The organism is Sphaerisporangium siamense, from assembly GCF_014205275.1.
GTDB classification, from domain to species: Bacteria; Actinomycetota; Actinomycetes; order Streptosporangiales; family Streptosporangiaceae; genus Sphaerisporangium; species Sphaerisporangium siamense.
On sequence record NZ_JACHND010000001.1, the window covers coordinates 3,316,732 to 3,338,742 of the forward strand.

The window sequence follows — 22,011 nt, forward strand, 5'->3', positions numbered from 1 at the left end:
GAGGGTCATGATGCGAACCGCTGATCCTCACAACAGGCCCCCAGGGCCTCCTCGGGTCAGAGCCTGTAAGTCTCGCAAGCCACAGCGCTGTCCACTGGCGGTTCGGCCCAAAACGCGGGCACCCGCCCGAAGCCCTGCGAACGAAAGCACGAAGGAGACTCGGATGTTCTCGGAACGCGCTCTACTGGCGTTGTTGTGCGCCGCGATGGTCACCGCCGTCATGACGGGCCTGAGATTGGCCGACCACGCGTCCTGGCCACAGGCGCTCGGCATCGGCCTAGGGGCGGGGGGTGCCACACTTCTGGGGGTCATCAGCCTGCTCAACCGCGGCAAATAGCCTTGCGCGAGCACAGAGGAGCGAGCGCCTCTCGTCGGCCCTGACCGGCCGAGGTGGAGGCAGGGCGCCAGCTGGCGAAGGTGTTCAGCGGCGGGACAGGCGGCGGAACTCGTGGGTGCCGAGGGTCAGGGCCGTGAGGGTGAAGGCGGTCAGGGTGAGGAGCTGGGGGTACAGGGACGGGCGCCAGCCGTGGACGACGAGCGTTCGCATCGCTTCGATGGCGTAGGTCAGCGGGTTGAGGTGGGCGGTGATGGACATCCATGGGGGCATCGCCGTGACGGGGACGAAGGCGTTGGTGGTGAAGACCAGCGGGAGGCTCGCGAAGCCGGTGATGGCGAAGAAGGTGTTGTGGTCGGGGGCGCGGCAGGCCAGGGCCAGGAACAGCGCGGAGAAGGCCATGGCGAGCAGGGCCGCGACGGCGAGCAGGACGAGCCCGCCCGCGATCCCGCCGGCGGGGCGCACGCCGAGCGCCGCCGCGACCAGCAGGATCAGCGCCGCCTGCGCCACGCCGAGGCCCATCTGGAAGGCGAGGCGGCTGACGAGCAGGGAGCTGCGGGCGATGGGCATGCTCATCAGCTTGTTCAGATAGCCGGTCTCCTTGTCCCACAGTAAGGGGACGGCGCCGCTGACCCCGGTGCTGACGATCGTGAAGGCGATCACGCCGGGGAGCATGAAGCCGATGTAGTCGGCGGTGCCCACCACGCGGGCGTCGACGGCGCGGGCGATGGCGCCGCCCAGGAACACCAGCCAGATCACCGGCTGGAGCAGCGTGAACGCGAGGGACAGGCGTTCTCTGCTCACCTCCAGGTACCAGCGTCGCAGCAGCGCGAGGACCTCCTGCGTCCGCGGCCGGGACGGGCGGGCCGCGCCGTCGGAGTCGAGGGGGGCGGGGGACGGCGCGGATGGACGTGGCGCGCGGTCGAGGTCGGGGACGGCGGAGTCGGGGGAGAGCCCTCTGCCGGTGTGCAGGAGGAAGACGTCGTCGAGGGTGGGGGCGGTGTGGGTGACGCCGTGCAGGTCGATGCCGTGGGCCAGGGACGCGCGCATGATCTCGGGGACGGCCTTGGCGGCGTCGTCCACGCGGACGCGCAGGTGTTCGCGGCCGGTCAGCGTGGCCTGCCGCACCCAGGGCGCGCCCTCGACGGCGGCGAGCAGCCGGTCGGGCGCGGGGGAGGACACGTGGACGGTGTCGGCGGCCACGCCGCGCTTGAGCTCGGCCGGGGTGCCGGTGACGACCTCGCGGCCCGCGTCGATGATCGTGATGCGGTCGCACAGGCGGTCGGCCTCGTCGAGGTAGTTGGTGGCCAGCAGCACGGTGACGCCCTGGGCGCGCAGGCCGCGCAGATGGTCCCAGACGCGGTGGCGGGACTGGACGTCCAGTCCGAGCGTGGGCTCGTCGAGGATCAGCACGTCGGGCAGGTGGAGCAGGCCGCAGGCCAGGTCCAGCCGTTTCTGCATGCCGCCGGAGTACTCGGCGACGAAGCGGTCGGCGTCGGGCAGCATGCCGACGACGTCGAGCACCTCCTCCACGCGGCGGGCGCGTGACCGGCGGGGGACGTGGTTGAGGTCGGCCTCCAGCTCGACGCTCTCGCGTCCGGTGAGCCGGTGGCGCACGCCCTTCTCCTGCGAGACGTAGCCGAGGCGGCGCCGTACCTGCGCGGCCTGACGGACGACGTCCAGGCCGCACACCCGCGCCCGGCCCTCGGTGGGGGTGAGCAGCGTGGTGAGCATGTGGATGGTGGTGGACTTCCCGGCGCCGTTCGGGCCGAGCAGGCCGTAGATCTCTCCGGCGCCGATATGGAGCTCCAGATGGTCTACCGCGGGGCGGTCGCGGAACACGCGGGTCAGGCCCTCGGTCTCGATGATCTCGTGCATCCCCGATCCAATTCTGCGTCCCAGAGTGAACGATTATCCTACTTCCGATCTACAAGCCGAGGTGTTACGTTGGTCGGGCCCCCGACTGATATTTACAGGGAGGGTCGCATTTATGAGCACAGGTCCCGCGGAACAGCTCGCGGAAAACGGCTTCTGTTTGGTGCCGAAAGCGCTTGATCAATCGGTTATCGAACGCCTCGCGGAACTGGCCGCCCGGCGGCTGAAGGCCGCCGAGGGCGCCCACCTGTCCCGGTACGCCCACCACGGCAGCCTGCTGCCGCTCACCGTGGACGACCACCCCGTCCCCGAGATCCTCACCTCCGGCGCGCTGCACGGCGTCTTCGGTGCGCTCGGGTTCACCGACCCTCGCTGGATCAGCGGGTACGTCATCGCCAAGCCGCCGCGCTCGCCGGGCCTGTGGTGGCACCAGGACTGGTGGGCCTGGGGGCATCCGCGCAGTTATGTCGCCCAGCCGACGCAGATATTCGTGATGATTTATCTGGAACCGACCTCGCGGCGCAACGGCTGCCTGCGGGTGATACCGGGCACGCATATGCGGCGCCACCGCCTCCACGACGCCCTTCTGGAGCCGCACACCGTGGAAATAGAGGCGGAAGGTCCTGATTCCGTGTGCCACGCGGAAACGTCCGGGGAAATCGATATCGAGGCCGCGCCCGGCGATCTGGTCATCGGGGACGTCCGGGTGATCCACGCCACCCATTCCAATGAGACGGAATCGATGCGGACCGCGATAGACCTGCTGTTCGCCCCGCATTTCGGCACGTTGCCCGCCGAGTTCAGGGCGCATTACGTCAACCAGATCTGCCTGCCTCCCGCCGGCTGGTGGGAGGAGCCGGGCCACCCCCTCCGGGGCACCCCGCTGGGCGCGATGCTGCCCACCTACTCGGGGCCCGAGGTCGATCCCGTAGAGTTCTGCCGGCGTCCCCGCTGGCCCGCCGGGCGGCAGTCTGCACGGACCAGTTGAGGAGGAACCGTGAGCAAGCTTGAGGACACGATCGCCGCCGTCCGCCCGCTCGACGAGGCCGCGATGGCCGAGGCCCGCGCCCGCCAGGACCGCATGACCAAGCCCCGCGGCTCGCTCGGCGTCCTGGAGGACGTCTCGGTGCGGCTGGCCGGGCTCGCGGGCGCCTGTCCTCCGGAGGTTCCCGAGCCCGCCGCGGTCGCCGTCTTCGCCTCCGACCACGGCGTGCACGCCCAAGGGGTGACGCCGTGGCCGCAGGAGGTCACCGCCCAGATGGTCCTCAACTTCCTGGCCGGCGGCGCGGTCGTGAACGTGTTCGCCGCGCAGGCCGGCGCGCGGGTGACGGTCGTGGACGTCGGCGTGGCCGCCGAACTGGAGGCCGTGCCGGGCCTGCTGTCCCACAAGATCGCCCCGGGCACCGCCGACATGACCCAGGGCCCGGCGATGACCCGCGACCAGGCCCGCCAGGCCCTGGAGATCGGCATCAACGTCGCCGAGGGCCTCGCGCTGTCCGGCGTCCGCTGCCTGGCCGCCGGTGACATGGGCATCGCCAACACCACGGCCTCCGCAGCCCTGATCGCGGTCTTCACCGGGCGCGACCCCGGCGAGGTCACCGGGCGGGGCACCGGCATCGACGACGCGACGCTCGCGCGCAAGGTGGACGTCATCGGCCGCGCGCTGGCCCTGCACCGGCCGGATCCCTCCGACCCGCTCGGCGTGCTGGCCGCGGTGGGCGGGTTCGAGCACGGCGCGATCGCCGGGTTCATCCTCGGCGCGGCGGCGGCGCGCCTGCCGGTGGTGCTGGACGGCGTGATCACCGGGGCCGCGGCGCTGGTCGCGGCGGCCTTCGCGCCCGACGCGCTCGGGGCGTGCTTCGCCGGTCACAGGTCCGTCGAGCCGGGCCACGGCGCCACGCTGCGCCACCTCGGGCTCCGCCCGCTGATCGACCTGGACCTGCGGCTGGGCGAGGGCACCGGCGCCGTGCTGGCCCTGCCGATCGTGCAGAGCGCGGCCCGCGCGCTGCGCGACGTGGCCACCTTCGACTCGGCGGGCGTCACCGACAAGGACGACGTCGCCACGCTCGACGCCTAGTCCCGCGCCTGGGCCCGCGTCCGGCTTCCGGGCCGGCGCCCGGCACCTGGGCCGTCCGCCCGCACGCCGCCTCCGTGAGGAAACGGGGGCGGCGTTTTCGTGATCTCCAGTCATTGATCCCGTATACGCCGAAAGAAGATCTCATACGGGTCCGGAGAAGATCCCTTGTGTCGTGCGGTGAATCGGCCGCCATAATCCCGGGGAATTGGACGCCGCCTAATCGGCATTCCTGGCCTTATATTGTCAATCGCGCGATATGACCATGATGTCGAACCTACCCTGAATATGGCCGTGCCGGGGAAAGGAGGTGCCGCCATCAAGGACGACGGACACTATGCGCTGGACGTCGTCGGCGCTCACTACGGGCTCTCCGGCGGTGGACTGCACATCTACTTCACCGGCGACCTCCTGCATCCCCCGATGGCGGCCGACGCCCGCGTCTGGGCCGACGGGAGGCTGTGGCGGCAGGGCGCGGCCGACCACGTCATGACCATCGCGGACCTCGCCGGGCTGCGCGAGGGCGAGCGCGTCCTCGACGTCGGCTGCGGCCTCGGCGGGCCCGCCCGCCTGCTGGCCAGGGCGTGCGGGGTGACGGTCACCTCCGTCACCAACTCCCACGCCCACGCGGTGACGGCCCACTCGCTCAACCAGCGCGAACCCGACTGGCACGACCGGATCACGGTCGTGCTGGCCGACGGCCAGGAGCACCTGCCGTGCGACTCCTTCGACGTGGCGCTGAGCATCAACATGCTGTACCAGGTGCGCGACCACCGGGCGCTGTTCACGCGGGTCTTCGAGGCGCTGGCGCCCGGCGGACGGTTCGTCGTCGACGACTGGATGCTCACGTCACAGGTCACCGAGGCCGATCTGTCCGCGTTGACCGCCCACTTCACCTACCCGCATTTCGCCCGTGTCCCCACCATCGAGGACGACCTGCTCGCGGCCGGCTTCCCCCCGGCGGAGAAGATGATCGACTTCGGGCACGTGGCGCGCGGGCCGATGGCCGAGCATTTCGAGCGGCAGGTACGCGACCACTTCGCGCCACGCATAATCACCGACTGGCCGGGCGATCCGGTGAACCGCCCCGGAATTCCCGCCTACGGAGCGCTGATGGTGGAAGAATTCGTGGCCGCCGTCAACCTGACCATAGAGCTTTACCGTAACAGGCATATGACCTATCGCAGATTGATGGTGCGAAAGGGCTGAAGGAGGTGTTCGACCCCCCGCGAAGGTCATCGAAGTGAGCACCTGTTCCAGTCGTCGGGGAAAAGTCGGGGAATACATGAGTGAGGAGCATCCCTGTGAACAGATTCCCAGCGGCCAGTGCGAGGAGCCGGGCCGGCGTCGCGCTCGCGCTCGTCGCCACGATCTTCGGTGTCGGCGGCTCCGTCACCGGGGCGGAGGCCACGTCCGACCGCGCCGCCGCCTCGGCGTCCGCCGCGCCGTGCGACCGCAACGTGGCCAACCTCGCCGCGAAGCGGCAGGTCACCGGCGCCTGCGCGCAGGCGCCGCAGGGCGAGCTCATCTGGCAGGGCAAGGTGCACCTCGGTGACGAGCCCGGCATCTACGGTGACGCCACCTTCGCCGGGGGCGCCATCGAGTTCCCGATCACCCTGCAGCGCACCTCCGCGCCCGGCGACGCCAAGACCGTGCTCGTGGTCGAGACGCAGGACGCCCAGAACTTCACCGGGTACCCGGGGCACTCCATCAAGGCCATCCTGCACGTGGTCGACACGACGACGTTCAAGGCCAGGGAAGTGGTGCTGGCCACCAGGCGGCTGACCGACAACCGCAGGGAGGTCCCCATCGACCTGACCGGCTACACCGGCCCGTACTTCGTCAGCGTGCAGGTCCGCCAGGACGAGACCGTGCCGCCGGGCGCGCAGGACGACTTCCTGGTGACACGCCTGTCCAACCTCTCGGACGGTTTCCGCTTCTTCGCCAACTACGGCTACAACGTCTCCCCGTACTCCGACTGACCCTCACGCGGCCCGGCAGCGCGCCGGGCCGCGCACACGCCAGCCACACGACAGCGGGACGTCGGCGTCATGTGGTGGACTGAGGATTCAGTCCGCTATGGATGGATTCGGGGGAATCGCATGCACACGCACCTGTACGGCCTGGTGATCTGGGCCTGACGGCGGGGTCTGGCCGGGCCGGGCTGTGGCAGAGCCTCGGCCCGGCCTTCTTCGCGTGCGCCTGCGGGCGTCGGCGTCGCCGGACATCCAGGCGTGCGGCACCTTTACCGCGACGTCCTCGCCGGAGGGCGAGCGTCCGAGGTAGACCACGCCCGGCCCGGGCGCGTCACTGCCGGCGGAACGGGCCCTTGACCTCGTAGGTGATGCCGCCGCTGCCGGTGGACGAGCCGGACGTGCCGCGCTGGGAGGAGAAGTACAGGCGCGAGCCGTCGGGCGAGAACGCGGGACCGGTGATCTCCGAGGAGGACTGGCCGAGGACGCGCAGGAACGGGGCCACCACGCCGCTCGGCGTGATGATGTTGATCTCCATGTTCCCGCCGTCCTCGGCGACGAACAGGTCCCGGTTGGTGGGCGCGCCGGTGATGTTGTCCACGCCGGTCAGCGGCGCCGTGCCGCCGGTGACCAGCGAGTCGTCGTAGGCCAGGTCGAGCGCCGCGTTCACCGTGTCGTACGCCCACACCCGGTTGTCGCCCTTGGTGGTGAAGTAGCAGACGCCGTGGTCGTACCAGCAGCCCTCGCCGCCGTCGAAGTGCTTGGCCGCGCCGACCTGGTTGCGCGTGGCGATCGGGAAGCCGTCGCGGTCGGGGATGTCCTGCCAGGTCACCGGGCCCGTCACCTGCCCGGACGGCGCGCAGAGCACCTGCAGCCTCCCGGTGCGCAGGTCGCCCCAGGTGTCGGGGATGAACCGGTAGAAGCAGCCGTCGCTCTCGTCCTCGGTCAGGTAGACCACCTTCCTGACCGGGTCGCACGCGGCGGCCTCGTGCTTGAACCGCCCCATGCGCGTGCGCTCCTCGCCCGCGCGCCCGCCGCCGGGCCAGGTCTCGAAGACCCGGCCGAGCGCGATCTCCTCGCACGACAGCCAGGTGCCCCACGGGGTGGCGCCGCCCGCGCAGTTGAGGTTCGTCTCGGACAGGATGCGGTACGCGGAGGTGATAGCGCCGTCGGCGGAGAAGCGCACGGCCGAGGCGCCGCCCGCCAGCGGGATCTCGGAGTTGGACACGTAGATCCACCCGGTGCCGTCGGCGAAGCAGGCGCCGCCGTCGGGCGCCCAGTGCCAGGTGTACCCGGCGATGCGCTGGCTTGAGCGGGCGATCACCCGGCTGGTGAACCCCGCGGGGAGCTGGATGCCGCTGGCGTCGGCGGCGAGCAGGTCCCCGTACGGGCTGGGGCCGGGCTGGGCGATGGCCCCGAACGCCTCTCCCCACAGCGCTCCGGAGAACGCCGCCCCTCCCGCTCCGACGACTGCCGCGCGCAATACGGTCCGACGGTCCATCGCTGCCCTCCAGGTCCGGTTCAAGGTCATCCGCCCGAAACCTAGACCGCCCAAGCGTCGCCGGCCGCGCTCCGGAATGAACGTCGGGTGTCGCGCCGGCGGACGGCGTCCCTCACCGGGGCCTCGCGGTCATTCACCGGTTCGACGGCCGGCTGATTCAAACGGCGGTGAGCCGACCCCTCTTCGCCCCGAGGCCGGCCGGGGCCCCCGTGGATCCCGGCCGGCCTTCCGGCACCCCGTCCCCCGCGCCGGGTGATCGCGGCGGCCCGGCGTCTCAGTCCGGGCGGTGGGCCAGGTCGGGGTCGTCGGCCAGGACGGCCTGGTGAAGGCGGGCGAGTTCGTGGCCCGGGTCGATCCCGAGCTCCTCCCGCAGGAGCACGACGACGTTCCGGTACGTCTCCAGGGCCTCGGCGCGGCGGCCCGACCGGTACAGGCTGAGCATGAGCTGCGCCCACAGGCGCTCGTGCAGCGGATGCTCGGTGGTGGCGGCCCTCAGCCCCGCGACGATCCGGTCGTGCCGGCCGAGCCGCAGATGGACGTCGAAGGACCGTTCGAGCAGGCGCAGCCGCTCCTCGACGAGCTGGGGGATCTCCAGGCGGTGCAGCGGGCCGGACGGCACGTCGGCGAGCACGGGCCCGCGCCACAGCGCCAGCGCGTCCGACAGCAGCCGGGCCTCGCCCGCCAGGTCGTGCCGTTTGGCCGCCAGCGCCGCGGCGTGGGCGAGGTCGCGAAAGCGCGTCAGGTCGAGGCTTTCCGGCGGGAGCTGGATGCTGTAGCCGTCGTCGTGGGTCTCGATGAGGCGCTGGCCCTCCTCGCCCACGGTGCGCCGCAGCCGGGCGATGTGCGTCTGCATCGCGTTGCGCGCCTCGCCGGGCGCGCGGCCGTCCCAGGTGCGCTGGATGAGCTGGTCCACGGAGACGTACTGGTTGGCGCGGAGCAGAAGCGCCGCCAGGGCGATGCGCTGCTTGGCGGCACGCACCGGGACCGGCTGGCCGTCGCGGGTGACCTCCAATGAGCCGAGAACGCCGAACCGCAACGCCGTCCGTGCTTTCATGGAGTCATTCTCCAGACGATCCCGGCCGGCGTCGCCATACTTCCGGGCTCGTTGAAATGTCCGGCATGCCGCGTCCGGCGGGCTGTCCGGCGCGCCCGGCTACTCCTCCGCCAGCACGATCACGTTGTCGTCCGCGCCCAGTGAGAGGGGCTCGGTGCGTGGCGGGTTCAGGACGACCCCGTACGACGGGGCCTGGTCGCCGTCGCGCTTGCTCCGGTAGCCGATGGCCGTGTGGCCGCGCCGCCTGGCCGCCTCGATGACCGTGGCGAAGCTCGCCGCCATGCCGGGGGTGACGTAGTCGGACGCGGGCTTCAGGTAGATCTCGGAGCCCGAGGGGTCGAAGAGGTGCGCGAAGACGCCCTGCAAGTGGCGGTTCTCGGCGAGCTGGGTGAGCAGCAGGCTGATCAGCTTGGTGCTGACGATGAAGTCGTCGGCCTTGGTGACCTGGAAGACCTCGCGGTTGTCGTCGTTGTTGATCTCGGTGACGATGGAGTACGGGTCGCCGAGCCGCACCTCGATGTCGCGCAGGTGCAGCAGGGTCACCAGCGTACGGTCGTCGGCTTCCTCGACGCCGACGCCGTCGTCGGCGAGCACGATGATGTGCTTGTAGCCGCCGAGGTCCAGCGACTCCAGGGACGCCCTGCGCGTCGGCTCGCAGTGCTTGTACCCGACCGTCAGGTTCGTGTGGGCGGTCGCCAGCACCTCCTCCGGCCTGCGCGCCGCGGCGATGTCCACGACCGAGCCCGGCTCGACGAGGCGGTCCAGCAGGTCGATGATCTTCGTGGCGCGGGCGTTCCAGCCGATCAGCAGCGTGCGGTCCGGCAGGGGCCGCCGGTCGGGCGCGGTGACGATCGCCGCCTCGTCGACCGGGGCGGGGGAGTCGGCCAGCCGGATCAGCAGGTCGTCCTCCGCCAGCACGATCAGGTGGTCGCGCTCCCCGATCACGGTGTCCATCGGCGGGTTGACGACCACCCGGCCGTCGCCGCGGCGCAGCCCGGCCGGCACGCCCCGCTCGTACGCGTGCAGCGCCTCGCCGTACGTCGCGCCGACCAGGGCGGGCTCGGGGCGGATGTAGAACTCGTTGCCCGCGAAGTCCAGCAGGTCGGTGCAGACCGTGGACAGCCCGGCCTGCCGGTGCGACTGGACGACCAGGCGCACCGCGATGTCGTCGGCGTCGATCACGAGCGCCGCGTCGCCGCCCGCCAGCCGCGCCGCCGCGACGTTCTCGGAGTTCTGCACGGCCGTGACGACGTGCGGGCGCACGCCGCGCCAGGTCCGGTTGTTGAGCAGCAGCAGCGTCTTGATGACGTGGATGTCGGCGTCCTGCCCCGGCGGCGGCAGCACCATGATCGCCTTGGCGGTGTCCGGGCTCACCAGTTCGAGATCGGCCCGCTTCAGCGGGCTCCCGGTGCGGCAGATGACCCGCGTGCGGCCCGTCTCGCCGAGACGGCCCCGGATCTCGTCGTCCATGTCCACCTTGTCGCGGTCGGCGAGGATCACCACGCGCGAGCGCCGCTGCCCCTGGTTGGCCTTCACCAGTTCCTCGATGACGGTGAAGACCTGCTCCGACCAGCCGAGCACGATCGTGTGCCCGTGCTCGATGAGCCGTGAACGGCCCTTGCGGAGCTGGGCGATGCGGTTCTCCAGGCCGGTCGTCAGCACGCCGATCAGCGAGCTGACGATGAAGACGCCGCCGATCGTGATGGTCAGCATGAGCGCGAGGAACAGCGGGCGGCCCGTGTCGCCGCCCATGGTGCCGGGGTCGATGGCGCGCATGAGGTTCATCCACGCGGCGCCGCCCCAGCCGCCGTGCTCCTCGATCTCCGCTTTTGTGCCGACCGCCATGAACAGCCCGGTCACCAGCACGATGAGCAGGACGGACGCCAGGCCCAGCCAGCCGATCAGCGCGGGCGTCCCCCGGTCCATCGTGCCGTCGAACCAGTACCGCAGACGGTCCCGCCATCGCGTCCGCACCGCCGCCGCTCCCCGCGCATCATCGCCGCCCGCCGCACCTTGGAGGTGCCTGATCCCGATCATTGAACCAGCCCCGGCGACCGGACACGTCTTTCGTACACAGGTGTACGTTTAACCGTACGCCGCTGTACGGAAGCAGTCGGCCATGGACGAAAGGACGACGATGTTCGAGCTGGATGGCAAGATCGCGCTGGTGACGGGCGCCGGGCAGAACGTCGGCGCGGGGATCGCCCGCGTGCTCGCCACGCAGGGGGCCACGGTAGTGGTCAACGATTTCCACGCCGACCGCGCCGAGCGCACCGCGAAGGAGATCATCGCGGCCGGCGGCTCCGCGCGCCCCTTGAGTTTCGACGTATCCGACTTCGACGCGGTCACCGCGGCGGTCGCCGACATCGTCGCGCACGAGGGTCGCGTCGACATCCTGGTGAACAACGCCGGCAACGCCGGGCCCGACGGCCCGATGAAGATGGCGCCCTTCTCCGAGATGCCGGCCGACTCCTGGGGCAAACCCTTCGCGGTGAACGTGTACGGCATGCTGAACTGCTGCAAGGCGGTGATCGGCGGGATGATCGACCGTGGCCACGGCCGGATCGTCACCATCACCTCCGGAGCGGGCCAGCAGGGCCTGGACATCGGCGTGTCGACCTACGCGGCCGCCAAAGCCGGGCAGATCGGATTCATGCGGCACCTGGCCGCCGAGAACGGTCCGCACGGCATCACCTGCAACACCATCTCGCTGGGACTGGTGCTGTCCGACACGGAGGCGGGCGCCGTGCGGCAGCTCGTCGACTCCATCCCCGTCCGGCGGATGGGCAAGCCGGAGGACCCGGGCTATCTCATCGCGTACCTGGTCTCGGACGAGGCGAGCTGGATCACGGGACAGACCATCGCCGTGAACGGGGGCGGCCTGATGATCTGACCGCGCCGGTGGGCGCACGGCGATCGCCACCCCGCGCCCTCGTGGTCATCGGTACTCGTCCAGCCCAAGGTCCTGGCGATGTGCCGGGCGGAATCGTACAACGCTGTACGGAACGGCTACGATTCACGCATGCCAGCCGATCCCGATGAGCATGTCCTCCTTGCCAAGCGGGGCGATGCGGCGCGCAACCGCGCCCGGCTCCTCGCCGCGGCTCGGGAGGCCTTCGCCGAGCACGGACACGACGTGGCCCTGGAGGAGATCGCTCGCGCCGCGAACGTGAGCCGGACGACGCTGTACCGCAACTTCGCCACCCGCGAGGACCTGGCCGCCACCGTCTACGCCGAGGGCCTGGACCTCATCGAACGGCGCGCGGCCGAGCTCGCGGGCAGCCCCTTCGGTGTGATCGACCTGTTCGAGTTCCTGCTGGACCTGCAGGCGTCGAGCGGGTCGATCACCCCGGTGTTGTCCCGCTCGGACGCGGCGGTCTTCGCCGGTCTCACCAAGCGCACCGCGGCCGCGTTCGAGCCGCTGGTGGAGGAGGGCATCCGGTCCGGCGTGCTGCGTCCCGGAATCGAGCTGCACGACCTGCTGCTGGCCATCCTGATGGGTGACATGTCGGCGGGCAGGGCGGATTCGGAGCTGCGCGCCGAGCAGCACATGCGCAGCCGCGTGATCCTGCGCCGCGGCCTGTTCACCGACCACGCCCTGGCCACCTGGAAACCACCGGCCGAAGCGCCCGCCTCCGCGTCCTCGAACGGCCCTCCGTCCGGGCGGAACCCGCGCGCGTAGGCGCCGAACTCCTCGCCTGCTACCCCGCGCGCGCCTAGAACACGAGCATCTCCTCCACGGGACGCGTCCGACACCGGTCACATCATCGCCAGGTCAAGGTTGGCCAACCGTTGTTTCCGCTGCTCACCAGTGGCAATGACGCTGCGGGAGGGGCCGGTTCTCAAGGGGGCGCCATGACCAAGACCGGGAGACCCACCAGCCACGGCGACGGCCACCTGACGATGACCGACCGTCAAGGCCACCCCATATACGACAACACGAACCTGCGTACGGTGGGCGATCGCGGGCCCGCGACGCTGGAGAACTACAGCTATCTGGAACGCGTCGGCCATTTCACGCGCGAACGCATCCCCGAACGGGTCGTTCACGCACGCGGATTCACCGCGTTCGGCCACTTCGAGTCCTACGGCACATGGGGCGAGGAGCCGATCTCCCGCTACACCCGCGCCAGGCTGTTCCAGGAGCGGGGCAAGCGCACCGAGGTGGCGGTGCGTCTGTCGCTGGTCATCGGCGGACGTGAGTCCGAGGAGACGGCCCGCGACGTTCGCGGCTTCGCCGTGAAGTTCTACACCGAGGACGGCAACTGGGACCTGGTCGGCAACAACCTGGCGGTGTTCTTCATCCGTGACCCGGCCAAGTTCGTCGATGTGGTGCACGCCTTCAAGCCCGACCCCGTGACGTTCCACCAGGACCCCAACCGGGCCTTCGACCTGCTGTCGCTGACACCCGAAAGCATGCACCTGCTGGTCAACCTGTTCAGCCCGCGGGGCCTGCCGTCCGACCTTCGCCACATGCAGGCGTTCGGCGTCAACACCTACAAGTGGGTCAACGACCAGGGCGAGACATTCCTGGTCAAGTACCACTGGATTCCCAAGCTGGGCGTGCGCAGCATGACCGCGCAGGACGCCGCCAGGATCCAGGCCACCGAGCTCAGCCATGCCTCCAAGGATCTGCGGGCCGCGATCGAGAACGGCGAATTCCCTGAGTGGGAGATGCGGGTGCAGGTGATGAGCGACGATGAGCACCCGGAACTCGATTTCGACCCGCTCGACGCGACCAAGGCGTGGCCGGAGGAGATCTTCCCCCCGAAACCGGTCGGACGCCTGGTGCTCGACCAGAACGCCCAGGACTACTTCACGGAATCCGAGCAGATCGCGTTCGGCGCCGGTGTGATCGTGGACGGGCTCGAACTGTCAGAGGACAAGATGCTGACAGGTCGCACGTTCGCCTACGGCGACACGCAGCGTTACCGCATCGGCCCCAACTACCAGCAGGTTCCGGTCAACAGGCCGAAGAACCAGATACACACCAACCAGCGCGACTCTCAGGCGCTGATGCACCAGGATCCCAGCGGTCCGAACCCGCATGTCAACTACTCGCCCTCCGTCCTGGGAGGGCTGACCCCCGCGCCGCCTCCGCCGCACGACACGCGCGGACCGGAGTACCACGGCCGCCTGACCGGGACGCCGATCACGCGTACGAACGACTACAAGCAGGCCGGGCAGCGGTTCCGCCTGATGGAGCAGTGGGAGCGCGACGACCTGGTGAACAACCTGACCATCGCGCTGTCGGCGTGCGACCGGCCGATCCGGGAACGCATGATCTGGCACCTGCTGATGGTCGAGGACGAACTGGGGCTGCGCGTCGGCGAGGGAATCGGCGTCTCCGTGGCGGACGTCTCCCACCTGGAGCCGTTGCCGGGACAGGTGCTCACAGATGAGGACCGAGTCCGGCTGGCCAATCTGGGCGACAACGGGCCGCGCGACGTGGCCGGACTCCGGATGACCCACTGTGTCCCCAACGAGCGGGCCGAGGTCTCCGGCTGACCCGGCCCCACCCTTGGCGGCACTCCGACGCCTCCACGCTACGACCGCGGCCACTGGTGCTAGGGAACGGCGCGGTCCCTGTTCGCGGCGATGGCGCGGGCCGTGGCGGACGGGTCGCGGGCGGGGTGGGTCTTCGTGGGGAGGCCGTCGGGCCGTCTGGTCAGGTACCAGGCGCCGCCACCGCCGGGGACGTCCACCACGGTGACCGTCGTCACCAGGCGCCCGTCGCCGTAGACGTCCAGCTCGGGAGGGCGGAGGATCGCCTGGTGCGGCCCCCAGTGCATGTGCAGGTACAGGCGTTCGACCATGCGCCCGTACAGCCCGTGCGGCGCCAGCTCCGCGCGCAGGGCGCGCAGGGTCCGGCGGTGCGCTTCCGCCTGCCGCTCGGGGACGCCGTACATCATCAGGCCGGTCATGCGGCCCGACCCCGCTGAGCACGCGCTCCCATCATCCCGGCCGCGGCCTCGGACTCGGACTCGCGCATGAGGGTGCGGAGCCCGTCGATGGTGGTCGCCTGGACGAGGGGCTCGGTGACGGCGGCCGTCCGGGCGATGGCGTAGAAGCGGCGGTGGTACGGGCCGTAGAGGACCAGCCAGCCGGGTTCCAAGAGGTCCAGGTGGGCGGCTCTGGCCTTCTGGCCCCCGTCCCAGTCGCGGTGGGCCGGATGGTCCAGGTCCGGGTTCGGCTGGGAGTGCGGACGGCGCTGGCGGTGCCGTCCTGGGGAGGGGTGGGCGGACGTGCGGTCGTGCATGCGTTCGTACTCCTGATCGACTCTTGGGAAATTTCTCGAACTGACGCTGTGCAACCGGCCCGTCATTTAGGGTTACCATTACGTTGTCGAGAGGTGGGACGGGGCGGCAAGCGCTGATCCACTACGGCGATCTGCTGTCGATTTCGGCGAGCTCGGAGGGGGAAACGGCATGCCCGCACCGCGTAAGAACAGTGACCGATATCGGTCGATGGCGCACTATTTCGGGGCGCTTATCCGTGATCTTCGGGATACGTATGAGCTGCGCGTCGGCGATCCGCTCACCGTGGCCGAACTCGCAGCCAGAGCGGGCTATTCGGCCTCTATGATCGGCCAGCTCGAACGCGGCGAAAGCCTGCCGGAGTCAGGTCAACGCGTCCAGGCGCTGGACGATGCCCTGCGTGCCGATGGGCAGTTGAAAACGGTGTGGCCATTGGTGCAACGGCTCGGACATTGCTCTATAGACGACCTAGCCGCCACGACAATTCGGATAATTGCGGGTTATCGTGAGAACGGATCTGGTTCCCTCCCAGAGGGAGATGATATGGAACGTCGCCATCTCTTTCAGTTGGCTGGCCTCGGCCTGTTGGCTCAAGGACCCCTCTTCGGCGCCGGCGAGCCGGTCCGCCACATGCTCGAACGGGTCCTCAACACGGCCGAGAGCTACACGGCAGCAGACTGGGAGCTCGCCTGCTTTGAGCACATGCATGCGATCCAGACCCTGCCGCCCTCAACCGTGCGTGACGATCTCGTGCTGGACATGGCCGCTGTACAGCAGACGCTCACACGCAGCCGTGCCGACCAGGTAGGCGATTTGCAGCGAGTCGCGGCATGGCTGGCCGTGCTGCATTCGAACGTCCTCACGCGGCTCGGGGAGCACGGCGCGGCTCGTCGCTGGTGGAGGACCGCTCGCCAAGCCGCTGACGCTTCTGGTGACAAGGACATGCAGGCATGGGTGCGGGGTTATGAGGCCGTGTTCGGCCTGTACTCCCCGCGACGGACAGAGGTGATACTGGCCCTGGCTCGTAATGCCCAATCCCTCAACGGGGTCCGCGTCACGCCTGGACTGATGAAGGCTGTGGGCGCAGAGGCTCAGGCGCTTGCCGTGATGGGCAGGCAGCAGGAGGCCGTCGATCGCCTTCACCATCTCCATGAACTGGCCGAGCACTACAGCGTTCGCGAAGATTACGGCTGGACGGAGGACTCCACGTGGTTCACGTCCTCCTGGGTCCACTCGTACGGGGGGGCCACCGAGATGGCACGCGAGGCGCGCGACCGCGTGCGTTCATGCTCGCCCGGCTACCAGAACGCAGCGAACATACGTCTGCACGAGGCGATCAGCGTGGGCAGCAGCGGCGGATACAACGAGGCACTCCAACTCGCCGCGCAGGTGATGTCCGATCTAGAACCCGCGTATCGCACGCACATGATCGCTCATACGGCGCATCGGGTTCTCGACACGATCCCGCTCGACAAGCGCCGTGAGCTGCCCGCTCTCGGCGACTACCGCGAAGCGATCAGCGCGCCTGTGGCCACTTAGGGATCACGGGTTGGCGGGGGAGTCGGGCTAGGCCCGGGGCATCCTGCGCCGCGGCCTGTTCACCGACCACGCCCTGGCCGCCTGGGAACCACCGGCCGAAGCGCCCGCCTCCGCGTCCCCGACCCGCCCTCCGTCCGGGCGGAACCCGCGCGCGTAGGCGCCGAACTCCTCGTCCGCTACTCCTAGTGGGAAGTCTCTTCTCCGACGTCGTAGACGCCGGGGAGACTGCCTACCGCCCGCTCCACGCGGGCGACCGCGTCGGGAGCGTCGAGGACCAGGTGGAACGTCTCGGGGATGTAGGGGAGGGGTTTCGTGGTGCCCGGCGGGTGGGTCTCTATCACCCACATGACGTTCTTCGCGGCGTGCCCACGATCTTCCAGGTAGATCGGGCCTACGCCGTCCAGGGCGCTGAGGGTTCGGTAGACGGCGGTCCGCTCGGACGCGCTCGCCGCGCCGCGCCCGACGCACCGTGACTCCTTGACCACTGGCTTCTCCGGGCAGAGCCAGACGGCCACGTTGGTCTTGCCGGCCCAGAAGCTCGTCCCTTTCACGTAGATGTTCGAGACCCCAGGCATGTTCTCGACCTTCCGCGAGAAGTCGCCCGTCGCGGTCAGATTCACCGCGAAGGATTCAGGCATATCCGTTTCGCGCACCTCCCAGGGAAGTCGGTCACTCATACCCGAGGCATTGAAGTCTTCGAGCGCCTCCGCGCGCGACTTGAGCCGTACGGCGGACACCTCGGGCAGGCCCCGCAGGGTGCGCTCGATCGTCAGCCGCTGCGCGGATGTGGCCTCATCCTCGCCGCAGCTGTTCAGCGCGCTGTTCTCCTTGCACAGGTATACCGTCGCCGTTCCCGACGCCGGCCACGGGTCGTCAGGGGGCGGCAGCGGCCCGGCCGGTGGACGCCGTACGAACCACACCCCCGCGCCGAGCCCGACGAGCAGCAGCACGACAACGATCGGCACCACCGGGCTCCAACGCCTACCGGGGCTCTCCAGAACCTCTTCCGGACCCATACGCACGACTGTGTCGGGGGTCACGTCCCATGGTCAACTCGTTCGGCACACCGCACTTCGACGGTCTGCGGGATGCTCGTCACACGTCCTCAGGCGGCCGGGATGCGGAGGACGAGACGACCATGCGGGCCGCCACCTTCACCACGCACCGCCGCTTCGGTCGCCCGGTGTGCCTCGCGGGCCTCCGACAGCGGGAGCAGGTGTGTGCTCAGGCGCAGACCTCCGCCGGACAGGCGGCGGTTGATCCAGCCGGCGGCCTCGCCCAGCTCCCCGACGGTCGCCAGACTGATCACGAAACCCACGACGGACCGATCGTGAACGGGACGCACGCGAGCCGCGACGCCGCCCCCTGCCGCCCGCCGTGCCCCAGGCTGTTCGACCAGACCGGCGACCCGGCCGCCGGCCCCGACGTCCCGGGCTCCACCACCTCGCCGACGAGGTCACGCCCCAGCACCAGCGGAAGGGGCACGGGTGTGGGGTAGAGCCCGGACCGCACGAACGTGTCCACCCGGTTGACGGCCGTCGCGATGCCGCGCACCAGCACCTCTCCGGGGCCGGGCACCGGGTCGGGCAGCTCGCCGTACCGGATCGCGTCCACGGGCCCGAGCCGTTCGACGTAAGCGGCACGCATGACGACCCGCCCTCCCTTGACGGCACTCCGACGCCTCCACGGTACGGATCGCGGCCGACGCGCCGGACTCCTGGTCCGCCGCCGTACGCCGGGACCTGTGGAAGCGGCGGTGGTACGGGCGAGTCAGGCCGACCCGTGGCGTCGTCCCCGGGCCGTAACCGTCAGGGCCATGGCGGTCATCACGGAGAGGAGGCCCCAGGCCGGGGTGAAGCTGTGCGTCAGGTCCTTGAGGAGGCCGAGAGCGGGAGGGGCCAGGATCACGGCGATTTGGTTGACGGCCATGGCCAGCCCGAGGGCGAATCCGGTCTTGTCCGGTGGAGCCGATTCGGCCACGTAGGCCACCCATGGGCCGTACCAGCCGTACCCGAAGAAGCCGAGCCATATGAAGAGAGGGATGGCCGCGGCGGGCGTCTGTCCTGCGGGTGTCATCAGGGCTGCCATCCCGGCGATCACGGCGACCATGCAGGTCATGACGATGGCGTACCGCCCGGACCTGCCACGGTCGCTCCAGGCCGCCAGGCAGATGCGGCCGGCGACCCCCGCCCCCTGGGCCGCCAACAGCACAAGGGCCGCCGAGCCGGCCGAAAGCTTGGTGGCGTCGTGCAGGTGCAACACGGTCAGCACGAGCACACCGCTCTGCACCGAGATCAGACTCGTTCCCGACAGCATGATCTTCCTCATGGCCGGTTCCCGCAGCATCCGCAGCCGCCCGCCGACCTGCGACCTGACCGAGTCCGCCACCCCAGCGTCGCGCCGCGCTCGCCTGGACGACGCCCCTCTCGCCGCGCCATGGTCGGCGGCGGGGGTGGGTGACGTGCGGGTCGGTTCGCTCGCGGGGCCAGGGGCGTTGGCGGGCGGGGTGCGGTAGAAGGTCATGAAGACGACGGCGCCGAGCAGGGCGACGAGGCCGCCGGCCAGGAGTGTCGCGCGCCAGCCGTACGTCTGGGCGAGCAACGGCAGGACGGCCGCCGCGAGCGCGCCGCCCAGGGGGAGGCCCGCCTGGCGGATGCCCATCGCGAAGCCTCGCCGGGACGCGTCGAACCACGACGCCACCGACTTGCTCCCGCCGGGCTGCGCGCTGCTGTACCCGGCCCCCACCACCAGCAGCACGACCAGCAGGGACGCGTACCCCGGCGCCGTGCTTCCCAAGGTCAGCCCCGCCGCCACCACGCAGGCCCCGACCCCGACGACCCAGCGCTCGTTGTACCGGTCGAGCAGTACCCCGGCCACCAGCAACCCGACCAACGGAACGAACTGCGCGGCGGACAGCAGAAGACCGAGCTGCGCCGTGCTGAGCCCCAGGTCCCGTTGCAGGAAGATGCCGATCGCCCCGATGCCCTGCACGAAGAACCCGGAGGCCGCCTGGGCGAACGTGGCGATGCCGAGGACGATCCACCGGTATCCGGCCGCGTCGGCCGCCGAGCGTCCGACGCTCATGCGCCGCCCCACCACCGTCCGGACCGTCGCTTCGGCGGGACACCGGCACCTGGCAGCTCAAGATCGGCCACTATCGCAACTTAGGCGTAGGTATGTCCGTCGGCAACCGCCACGAGATCCATCCCGAGTCACGGAGTCCACTCATGTCGATCACCCGTCGACCCTGCCTTCGCCTTCGGTGCACTTTCCCGTACAGGTACGGATGGCACTACGGATAGGCAGAACGCGACCCGGCACCTAGCGTCACGGAAAAGGGCGGTTCACCAGGCCGCCCGATCCGAAGGAACCCGGTCACCCCCCAACCCCTTCACGCCGCGGGCCCGCGACGTCCGGCGGCGTGGCCCCGCCGTCCGCGTACCCCGGCGATGGACTCGGCGACGGACCCGGCGGCGGACGGCACAGAAAGGATGCGCGCATGAGGCGTAGAGCCTTGATCGCGGCAGCCGCCGGCCTGGCCGTCGTGACGTCGGCGACACCGGCGACGTTCGCGGCGTCAGAGGCGTCCTCGGCGGCGAAGCCCCCGCCCGGCGTGACCGCCCGGCCCCTGTCCTCCGACCCGCTCCACCTGGCCACGCGGGCGGCGGACCAGGCCGTCGCCGGCGGGCTGGACGACCTGCGCAAGGGCGTCGACGAGGCATGGCATCGCACCAGGATCATCCCCGGCGCGGGCGGCCTCTACTTCGCCGCCTACGAGCGCACCTACAAGGGCCTGCCCGTGATCGGCGGCGACGCGGTCGTGGTCGTCGACTCGGCCGGGCGCGTCCGCGAGACCATCTCGGCCTCCGGCCCCACCACCGGCGTGCCCACCACGGCCGCGGTGCCCGCCGCGGACGCCCTGGCCGCCGCCAGGACACGCCTGGACCGCGTGGACGACACCGCGGCCCCGCACCTGGTCGTGCTGGCCTACGGCCCCAAGGCCCGGCTCGCCTGGGAGGCCACGGTGGCGGGCGTCGCCGGCGGCAGGCCGAGCATCCGGCACGTGTACGTGGACGCGCGCACCCGCGAGATCGCCGGATCCTACGACGACGTGCGCGCCGGCACCGGCACCGGCTACTACAACGGCCAGGTCACCATCCAGACGGCCGGCACCGGCGGCTCGTACTCGATGACCGACCCCACCCGTCCCGGCATCAGATGCGGCGGCCAGAGCGGCGCGACCTACACCGGCTACGACGACATCTGGGGCAACGGTCTCGGCACCAACCTGGAGACGGCCTGCGTGGACGTCCTGTACGGGGCGCAGCGCATGTGGGACATGCTGCGTAACTGGCTGGGCTTCAACGGCATCAACGGCTCCGGCGGCGGCCACCCCGCACGCGTCGGGCTGAACGACGTGAACGCGTACTGGAACGGCAGCTACGTCAACTTCGGCCACAGCTCGGACAACCAGCGTCAGATGACCTCGATGGACTTCGTGGCGCACGAGTACAGCCACGTCATCACCGGCTACTACACTCCCTACCCGTATCCGGAGGCGGAGGCGCTCGACGAGGGGGCCGGTGACATCTTCGGCGCTCTCACCGAGCACTACGCCAACAACCCCATGGACCCGCCGGACTACCAGGTCGGCGAGAAGGTCAACCTCGTCGGACAGGGGCCGGTCCGTTACATGTACAACCCCTCGCTGATGGGGGATCTGAACTGCTACACGCAGAACTCCAATGACATCTACGAGTTGGCCGGGCCGCTGAACCACTGGTTCTACCTGCTGGCCGAGGGCTCCACCCCCGGCGGCGGCAAGCCGTCCAGCCCGATCTGCTCCGGCGGCCCCTTCTCGGTCACGGGCGTCGGCATCCAGAAGGCCGGCAAGATCTTCATGGGCGGGCTGCTGCGGAGGACCTCCTTCTGGACCTACGCGAACGCCCGGGTCATGACCTTGCTCTCGGCCGTCGCGCTGTACGGCGCCGGCAGCCGAGAGTGCGCCTCCACCCGGGACGCGTGGACCGCCGTCGGCGTGCCGGCCCAGCTGAGCGAGCCCCGGTGCACCTTCGTGACGCCCGACTTCTCGCTGTCGCCTACCCCGAACTCCGGGGACGTCCAGCCGGGCGGCTCGGTCTCCGCCACGGTCACCACGCAGACGACCGCGGGCGCCCCGCAGACGGTCGGCCTGGCCGCCTCCGGCCTGCCGAGCGGCGCGACCGCGACGTTCACCCCCGCGTCCGTCACCTCGGGAGGGTCCTCGTCCCTGACCATCGCCACCTCGGCGAGCACGCCCCAGGGCACCTACAGCGTAGTGATCAGGGGGACGGGCTCCACCGCCGCCCACACGGCGGTCTACACGTTGCGCGTCGTCGTCTGACCGAGGGGCGCCGGGCGGGCC

20 protein-coding genes are annotated in these 22,011 nt (G+C 70.3%); 10 read left to right on the plus strand and 10 right to left on the minus strand.

The features are described from left to right. Positions 1 to 163: 163 nt before the first annotated feature. Positions 164 to 337 carry a hypothetical protein gene (locus BJ982_RS15235; RefSeq protein ID WP_184880620.1) on the plus strand — a complete coding sequence of 58 codons (174 nt, stop codon included), beginning with the start codon at positions 164 to 166 and terminating at the stop codon, positions 335 to 337. Positions 338 to 421: 84 nt separating this feature from the next. On the opposite strand, the gene BJ982_RS15240 is transcribed toward BJ982_RS15235, so the two are convergent. After that, complete coding sequence (locus BJ982_RS15240) at positions 422 to 2,212, minus strand: ATP-binding cassette domain-containing protein (protein ID WP_184880622.1); 1,791 nt, start codon at positions 2,210 to 2,212, stop codon at positions 422 to 424. Between the two features lie 112 nt (positions 2,213 to 2,324). On the opposite strand from BJ982_RS15240, the gene BJ982_RS15245 reads away from it, so the two are divergent. From BJ982_RS15245 to BJ982_RS15260, 4 genes are all read left to right on the plus strand, one after another. Further along, a complete protein-coding gene (locus BJ982_RS15245) occupies positions 2,325 to 3,197 on the plus strand; it encodes a phytanoyl-CoA dioxygenase family protein (protein WP_203959147.1) in 873 nt (290 codons plus the stop codon). A 9-nt stretch (positions 3,198 to 3,206) separates the two neighbouring features. Further along, entirely contained in the window at positions 3,207 to 4,286 is a 1,080-nt protein-coding gene (cobT, locus tag BJ982_RS15250) for a nicotinate-nucleotide--dimethylbenzimidazole phosphoribosyltransferase (RefSeq protein ID WP_184880626.1), read from the plus strand. A gap of 291 nt (positions 4,287 to 4,577) precedes the next feature. Further along, entirely contained in the window at positions 4,578 to 5,492 is a 915-nt protein-coding gene (locus BJ982_RS15255; protein WP_184880628.1) for an SAM-dependent methyltransferase, read from the plus strand. Between the two features lie 95 nt (positions 5,493 to 5,587). Further along, complete coding sequence (locus tag BJ982_RS15260; RefSeq protein ID WP_184880630.1) at positions 5,588 to 6,265, plus strand: hypothetical protein; 678 nt, start codon at positions 5,588 to 5,590, stop codon at positions 6,263 to 6,265. A gap of 325 nt (positions 6,266 to 6,590) precedes the next feature. Here BJ982_RS15260 and BJ982_RS15265 read toward each other — a convergent pair whose 3' ends face one another. The 3 genes from BJ982_RS15265 to BJ982_RS15275 all read right to left on the minus strand — a co-directional run bounded on the left by BJ982_RS15265 (position 6,591) and on the right by BJ982_RS15275 (position 10,785). Beyond that, positions 6,591 to 7,757 (minus strand): alkaline phosphatase PhoX, encoded by a 1,167-nt coding sequence (locus tag BJ982_RS15265; RefSeq protein WP_184880632.1) that lies wholly within the window; start codon positions 7,755 to 7,757, stop codon positions 6,591 to 6,593. Positions 7,758 to 8,031: 274 nt separating this feature from the next. Then, positions 8,032 to 8,811: an AfsR/SARP family transcriptional regulator gene (locus BJ982_RS15270; RefSeq protein ID WP_184880634.1), complete on the minus strand. Its 780-nt coding sequence runs from the start codon at positions 8,809 to 8,811 to the stop codon at positions 8,032 to 8,034. A 99-nt stretch (positions 8,812 to 8,910) separates the two neighbouring features. After that, positions 8,911 to 10,785, minus strand: coding sequence for a CASTOR/POLLUX-related putative ion channel (locus BJ982_RS15275; RefSeq protein WP_239123052.1), 1,875 nt, complete (start codon positions 10,783 to 10,785; stop codon positions 8,911 to 8,913). 145 nt (positions 10,786 to 10,930) lie between these two features. On the opposite strand from BJ982_RS15275, the gene BJ982_RS15280 reads away from it, so the two are divergent. From BJ982_RS15280 to BJ982_RS15290, 3 genes are all read left to right on the plus strand, one after another. Further along, complete coding sequence (locus tag BJ982_RS15280; RefSeq protein WP_203959148.1) at positions 10,931 to 11,704, plus strand: SDR family NAD(P)-dependent oxidoreductase; 774 nt, start codon at positions 10,931 to 10,933, stop codon at positions 11,702 to 11,704. A gap of 129 nt (positions 11,705 to 11,833) precedes the next feature. After that, positions 11,834 to 12,493, plus strand: a complete 660-nt coding sequence (locus BJ982_RS15285; RefSeq protein ID WP_184880638.1) for a TetR/AcrR family transcriptional regulator — start codon at positions 11,834 to 11,836, stop codon at positions 12,491 to 12,493. Between the two features lie 173 nt (positions 12,494 to 12,666). After that, positions 12,667 to 14,319 (plus strand): catalase, encoded by a 1,653-nt coding sequence (locus BJ982_RS15290; RefSeq protein ID WP_184880640.1) that lies wholly within the window; start codon positions 12,667 to 12,669, stop codon positions 14,317 to 14,319. 59 nt (positions 14,320 to 14,378) lie between these two features. Here the strand turns inward: BJ982_RS15290 and BJ982_RS15295 are convergent, their stop codons facing one another. Together BJ982_RS15295 and BJ982_RS15300 are read right to left on the minus strand one after the other, a co-directional pair. Continuing rightward, the gene (locus BJ982_RS15295; protein WP_184880642.1) at positions 14,379 to 14,735 is read right to left on the minus strand and encodes a hypothetical protein; all 357 of its coding nucleotides are present in this window, start codon (positions 14,733 to 14,735) and stop codon (positions 14,379 to 14,381) included. Further along, a complete protein-coding gene (locus tag BJ982_RS15300; RefSeq protein WP_184880644.1) occupies positions 14,732 to 15,070 on the minus strand; it encodes a hypothetical protein in 339 nt (112 codons plus the stop codon). Before BJ982_RS15300 ends, BJ982_RS15295 begins: the two co-directional genes overlap by 4 nt. Positions 15,071 to 15,239: 169 nt before the next feature. Here BJ982_RS15300 and BJ982_RS15305 point away from each other — a divergent pair, with 169 nt between their 5' ends. Continuing rightward, on the plus strand, positions 15,240 to 16,607 hold the full coding sequence (locus BJ982_RS15305; protein WP_184880646.1) for a helix-turn-helix domain-containing protein: 1,368 nt from the start codon (positions 15,240 to 15,242) through the stop codon (positions 16,605 to 16,607). A 182-nt stretch (positions 16,608 to 16,789) separates the two neighbouring features. On the opposite strand, the gene BJ982_RS15310 is transcribed toward BJ982_RS15305, so the two are convergent. The 4 genes from BJ982_RS15310 to BJ982_RS15325 form a co-directional block, all read right to left on the minus strand. Beyond that, positions 16,790 to 17,557 (minus strand): permease-like cell division protein FtsX, encoded by a 768-nt coding sequence (locus tag BJ982_RS15310; RefSeq protein ID WP_184880648.1) that lies wholly within the window; start codon positions 17,555 to 17,557, stop codon positions 16,790 to 16,792. A 155-nt stretch (positions 17,558 to 17,712) separates the two neighbouring features. Further along, positions 17,713 to 17,916 (minus strand): hypothetical protein, encoded by a 204-nt coding sequence (locus tag BJ982_RS15315; RefSeq protein ID WP_184880650.1) that lies wholly within the window; start codon positions 17,914 to 17,916, stop codon positions 17,713 to 17,715. After that, positions 17,913 to 18,254 (minus strand): alcohol dehydrogenase catalytic domain-containing protein, encoded by a 342-nt coding sequence (locus tag BJ982_RS15320; protein WP_184880652.1) that lies wholly within the window; start codon positions 18,252 to 18,254, stop codon positions 17,913 to 17,915. Before BJ982_RS15320 ends, BJ982_RS15315 begins: the two co-directional genes overlap by 4 nt. Before the next feature lie 123 nt (positions 18,255 to 18,377). After that, on the minus strand, positions 18,378 to 19,691 hold the full coding sequence (locus tag BJ982_RS15325) for an MFS transporter (RefSeq protein ID WP_184880654.1): 1,314 nt from the start codon (positions 19,689 to 19,691) through the stop codon (positions 18,378 to 18,380). A gap of 415 nt (positions 19,692 to 20,106) precedes the next feature. On the opposite strand from BJ982_RS15325, the gene BJ982_RS15330 reads away from it, so the two are divergent. Next, positions 20,107 to 21,990 carry a M4 family metallopeptidase gene (locus BJ982_RS15330; RefSeq protein WP_184880656.1) on the plus strand — a complete coding sequence of 628 codons (1,884 nt, stop codon included), beginning with the start codon at positions 20,107 to 20,109 and terminating at the stop codon, positions 21,988 to 21,990. Positions 21,991 to 22,011: the final 21 nt, after the last annotated feature.

What these genes read in the sequence shown, in the direction of transcription:
- BJ982_RS15300 (WP_184880644.1), bottom strand. Translation starts at nt 15,070, where the DNA reads ATGCACGACCGCACGTCCGCCCACCCCTCCCCAGGACGGCACCGCCAG.
- BJ982_RS15245 (WP_203959147.1), top strand. Translation starts at nt 2,325, where the DNA reads ATGAGCACAGGTCCCGCGGAACAGCTCGCGGAAAACGGCTTCTGTTTG.
- BJ982_RS15285 (WP_184880638.1), top strand. Translation starts at nt 11,834, where the DNA reads ATGCCAGCCGATCCCGATGAGCATGTCCTCCTTGCCAAGCGGGGCGAT.
- BJ982_RS15320 (WP_184880652.1), bottom strand. Translation starts at nt 18,254, where the DNA reads ATGCGTGCCGCTTACGTCGAACGGCTCGGGCCCGTGGACGCGATCCGG.
- BJ982_RS15290 (WP_184880640.1), top strand. Translation starts at nt 12,667, where the DNA reads ATGACCAAGACCGGGAGACCCACCAGCCACGGCGACGGCCACCTGACG.
- BJ982_RS15240 (WP_184880622.1), bottom strand. Translation starts at nt 2,212, where the DNA reads ATGCACGAGATCATCGAGACCGAGGGCCTGACCCGCGTGTTCCGCGAC.
- BJ982_RS15325 (WP_184880654.1), bottom strand. Translation starts at nt 19,691, where the DNA reads ATGAGCGTCGGACGCTCGGCGGCCGACGCGGCCGGATACCGGTGGATC.
- BJ982_RS15265 (WP_184880632.1), bottom strand. Translation starts at nt 7,757, where the DNA reads ATGGACCGTCGGACCGTATTGCGCGCGGCAGTCGTCGGAGCGGGAGGG.
- BJ982_RS15305 (WP_184880646.1), top strand. Translation starts at nt 15,240, where the DNA reads ATGCCCGCACCGCGTAAGAACAGTGACCGATATCGGTCGATGGCGCAC.
- BJ982_RS15235 (WP_184880620.1), top strand. Translation starts at nt 164, where the DNA reads ATGTTCTCGGAACGCGCTCTACTGGCGTTGTTGTGCGCCGCGATGGTC.
- BJ982_RS15330 (WP_184880656.1), top strand. Translation starts at nt 20,107, where the DNA reads ATGAGGCGTAGAGCCTTGATCGCGGCAGCCGCCGGCCTGGCCGTCGTG.
- BJ982_RS15295 (WP_184880642.1), bottom strand. Translation starts at nt 14,735, where the DNA reads ATGACCGGCCTGATGATGTACGGCGTCCCCGAGCGGCAGGCGGAAGCG.
- BJ982_RS15270 (WP_184880634.1), bottom strand. Translation starts at nt 8,811, where the DNA reads ATGAAAGCACGGACGGCGTTGCGGTTCGGCGTTCTCGGCTCATTGGAG.
- BJ982_RS15280 (WP_203959148.1), top strand. Translation starts at nt 10,931, where the DNA reads ATGGACGAAAGGACGACGATGTTCGAGCTGGATGGCAAGATCGCGCTG.